This window comes from Lentiprolixibacter sp. (assembly GCF_982873095.1).
The window spans coordinates 1-3,773 of sequence record NZ_CEYNTP010000256.1 but is presented as its reverse complement, the minus strand read 5'-3'; the positions used below and the strand labels follow the sequence as shown (position 1 = coordinate 3,773).

Sequence of the window (3,773 nt, the reverse complement as noted above, 5' to 3'; positions counted from 1 at the left end):
CTTACCGTCTGGCCGGGTAAAGGGTTCCGAACTCAGGACCATCTGGTTCCCTTTCCGGTTTCCATATAGTTTTAACTGTCGCCCCGAATTATCTATCCACAATTGTTCCCAGCGTTGCTCCTGCTGATTGTAATAATTATAGGATGTTCCCGTAAATGCTGTTTTGTCACTGCGCCAATTTTCCTGTAAGGCACAACCTCCTTGTATTTTGACAATAGAACTGTAACCCACTATTGCGTCTTTGGGGTTGGATACCACCCACTCCCCTATCCAAAAATCAAAGGCTTTGTGTTTTTCTGTACAGCAGGGACACTGCTGATTTTGAGCATTGGCAGCATCAAAAAAAAGTAGTCCGAAACCAAATAAAAGGAATAAGGAGAACGTTTTCATATATGGTAGTTTACTATTCCAATAAAGATAGTTTTTTCTGTGATTACCCCTTAACATTGAATAAAAACCAGCCAAGGATATCATTTTTAGACAAAAAGCTTGATTATTAGTTAAATAACTGTGATATAAACATCCAAAGGGCGGTTAAAGACGTATATTTATAAATAAAAAGAATTGACCATGAAGAGCCAGTTTTGCAAAATAGGTGCTGTCAATTCAGATACCCCGGAAAATCACACCAATATTTCCCTGCTTAACCAGTACGAAGTTTTTAAGCGAAGGGCATTTGAAAGCATCGGCACACCCCTACAGTCGTTTTTTGAATCAAAAGCCCAGAAGATCAAAAGGATTTTGGAGGGCCGCAGGTCCTGAGGATTTTTGGCCTAAAGATAGCTGGCCATTTCGCTTTGCAGTTCCACCGCTTTGGCCTGTGCTGCAGCTGCAAAATCCTTTTCTTTTGAGGCATAGATAATCCCCCTTGAGGAATTTACCAACAGGCCTACCCTGCTGTTTATCCCATTTTCACATACCTCAGCAAGGCTACCTCCCTGTGCCCCTACCCCGGGTACCAGGAGAAAATGGTCAGGCACTATTTTTCGTATTTCCCTTAAGTATTCCGCCTTCGTGGCGCCCACCACGTACATAAGCCTGTTGGCATGGGCATACCCTTTGGAAGTTTCCAACACCTGTTTATACAGTTCCCTTCCTTCCAGGTCCCTGGTTTGAAAGTCAAATGCCCCGGAATTGGAGGTTAAGGCCAGCAAGATGGTGTGCTTATTTTCAAAATCCAGAAAGGGCTCCACAGAATCATGCCCCATGTAGGGGGCAACCGTAATGGCATCAAAATCCAGGTCTTCGAAAAATGCCTGGGCATAGCGGGCTGCTGTATTGCCTATGTCGCCACGTTTGGCATCGGCTATTGTGAAGACTTCCGGATAGTTGGCATTGAGGTAGTCAATCGTTTTCTTAAGGGCTTGCCATCCCTGTATGCCATAAGCTTCGTAGAAGGCGATATTAGGCTTGTATGCCACAGCATACTTCTGGGTCGCATCGATGATCGCCTTGTTGAAGGCAAAGATGGGATCCTCTTCGGACAGCAGGTGTGGCGGGATTTTTTCCAAATCTGTATCCAGACCAACACAAAGAAAGGATTTCTTTTTGCGTATTTGTTGTTCCAAAAAGGCTGTTTCCATATAATCCCTTAGAAGATCTCTGAGGCTTCCCGCAGTTTTTCCGTGTTTTCTACCAGCATCAATTCATCAATAATACGCTGAAGGTCCCCGTTTATGATATTTTGCAGGTCATACAGGGTGAGGCCTATGCGGTGATCCGTTACGCGTCCCTGTGGATAATTATAGGTCCGTATCTTAGCCGACCGGTCCCCGCTGCTAACCTGAGAGTTTCGTTTTGCGGCATCCTCCTCCTGTTTCTTGGCCAGTTCCATGTCATAGAGGCGTGAACGCAATACCTTAAAAGCTTTGTCTTTGTTCTTATGCTGGGACTTTTCGTCCTGGCACTGGGCTACGATCCCGGTAGGAATATGGGTCAGCCGAACGGCACTATAGGTAGTGTTCACGGACTGCCCGCCCGGCCCTGAAGAGCAGAAATAATCAATGCGAACATCCTTGGGATCGATCTGCACATCAAAATCCTCTGCTTCCGGCAGTACCATGACTGTAGCTGCGCTGGTATGCACCCTGCCCTGGGTTTCAGTTTGCGGTACGCGTTGTACACGGTGTACCCCGGCCTCAAACTTCAGGGTACCGTAGACGTCTTCCCCGCTGACCTCAAAATGTATTTCCTTGAAGCCCCCGCTGGTGCCTTCACTTAGGTCAATCACATTGGTTTTCCAACCCTTTGATTCACAATACTTTACATACATTCTGTACAGGTCCCCAGCAAAAATACTGGCTTCATCTCCACCGGTACCAGCACGGATCTCCATGACCACATCTTTGGCGTCCTCCGGGTCTTTGGGAATGAGCAGGATCTTGATCTCCTCTTCCAATTCTGGCAGGGCTTCCTTGGCTTCATCCAGCTGTAGTTTCGCCATCTCCAGCATTTCCTCATCACTGCCATCGGCAATGATTTCCTCAGCTTCTTTGATATTATTGGTCAGCTCCACATATCGGTCGCGCTTATCCATAATTACCTTAAGGTCTTTGTATTCCTTATTCAATTGGATATACCGCTTCTGATCGGAAATGATATCCGGCTGTATGATCAGGTCAGAAACCTCATCAAAGCGCTGTTTAACAATATTCAATTTATCTAGCATGGACCTGCTGCTTAGTTTGCGAAGTTACGATTTTTAAAAGCGAAAGGAAAGGCTTTGCTATGAATCCCATTGCTTGCCAGCAGTAGCTGATACCTCGTATTCTATGGGTTGAGCATTTTGAGGCCTTCACTGGAGGTAAGCTCCCCAAAATTGTCGATAATGATCACCTCGGTGTCTCCCAATTGATTGATCAGCGCCAGGCCCCTGTCTTTCCCAAGGACGTGAATTGCCGTAGCCAGCGCATCACAGAGCTCGGCACTCTTGCCAAAAACTATGGTCTGTATCATCCGGGTTACCGGGTATCCGGAGTCAGGATTTAACAGATGGGAATACCGCTTCTCATTTAATGTAGTGTACTTGTCAAATTTCCCGCTCATTGAGGCGGAGGATTCAATAAGGGGTACCCAGGTAAACATCCGGTTTTTTCCAAGGGGGTTGGCCACGCCCAGCAGCCACTTTTCTCCACTGGCCTTTGTCCCCCAGGCAGTAATATCCCCGGCGGCATTGATGCAACCGGAACCTACCTGCTTGGAGAGCAGTAACTCTTTAGCACGATCTGCAGCGTAGCCCTTGCCAATTGCACCAAAACCAATCTTCATCCCTCTTTCTGGTAAGTACACCGTATACTCCTCCGAATTTAGCCGGATGTTTTGGTAGCCTACCTTGAGAACGGCATTTCTGACCTTTTCTGGAGCAGGGAGGGTTTCCATACTCCCATCGTACTGCCACACCTTGTCCAGGGCGGCGTAGGTAATATCAAACGCCCCGTTGGTGATTTCTGATATCTGTATGCAACGTTCCAACAAATGGAAAAGTTCCTTGCTAACACGAACGGGTTGTACCCCGGCGTTTTTGTTGATCAGGGAGGTTTCAGATTCCGGATCCCAGGAAGATATCATACGTTCGATCCGCCGGATTTCATCGATTGCTTCCTGAATATTCACATAACCAATATCTTCATTGGAAGTTACCACAGTAATTTCGAAGGTGCTACCCATCAGGGTAAGCGAGCGCTTTACGGCAACCATCTGGTTAGACGGGTTGCTACCCAGCACCAGAAAGCAGGAAAAGAACAAAATTACTGTAGTTCTCACGTTTATCAGAT

General features: G+C 46.6%; 5 protein-coding genes. 1 reads left to right on the top strand and 4 read right to left on the bottom strand.

Going from position 1 to position 3,773, the window contains the following annotated elements:
- Positions 1–390 (bottom strand): hypothetical protein (locus tag AC4E7D_RS12695; RefSeq protein WP_490174159.1); only part of this gene is annotated, 390 nt, incomplete at its 3' end.
- Between the two features lie 180 nt (positions 391–570).
- Between AC4E7D_RS12695 and AC4E7D_RS12690 the strand changes: the two genes are divergently transcribed.
- Positions 571–762, top strand: a complete 192-nt coding sequence (locus AC4E7D_RS12690) for a hypothetical protein (RefSeq protein WP_490174158.1) — start codon at positions 571–573, stop codon at positions 760–762.
- 11 nt (positions 763–773) lie between these two features.
- On the opposite strand, the gene pyrF is transcribed toward AC4E7D_RS12690, so the two are convergent.
- The 3 genes from pyrF to AC4E7D_RS12675 all read right to left on the bottom strand — a co-directional run.
- Positions 774–1,583: an orotidine-5'-phosphate decarboxylase gene (gene pyrF / locus AC4E7D_RS12685; protein WP_490174157.1), complete on the bottom strand. Its 810-nt coding sequence runs from the start codon at positions 1,581–1,583 to the stop codon at positions 774–776.
- Positions 1,584–1,591: 8 nt separating this feature from the next.
- The gene (gene prfA, locus AC4E7D_RS12680; RefSeq protein ID WP_490174156.1) at positions 1,592–2,668 is read right to left on the bottom strand and encodes a peptide chain release factor 1; all 1,077 of its coding nucleotides are present in this window, start codon (positions 2,666–2,668) and stop codon (positions 1,592–1,594) included.
- A 101-nt stretch (positions 2,669–2,769) separates the two neighbouring features.
- The coding region (locus tag AC4E7D_RS12675) for an FAD:protein FMN transferase (protein ID WP_490174155.1) at positions 2,770–3,773 on the bottom strand (1,004 nt) is incomplete at its 5' end.

Bases quoted from the DNA above. Each gene is read 5' to 3' on its own strand.
- AC4E7D_RS12690 (WP_490174158.1), top strand. From the start codon at position 571: ATGAAGAGCCAGTTTTGCAAAATAGGTGCTGTCAATTCAGATACCCCG.
- pyrF (WP_490174157.1), bottom strand. From the start codon at position 1,583: ATGGAAACAGCCTTTTTGGAACAACAAATACGCAAAAAGAAATCCTTT.
- prfA (WP_490174156.1), bottom strand. From the start codon at position 2,668: ATGCTAGATAAATTGAATATTGTTAAACAGCGCTTTGATGAGGTTTCT.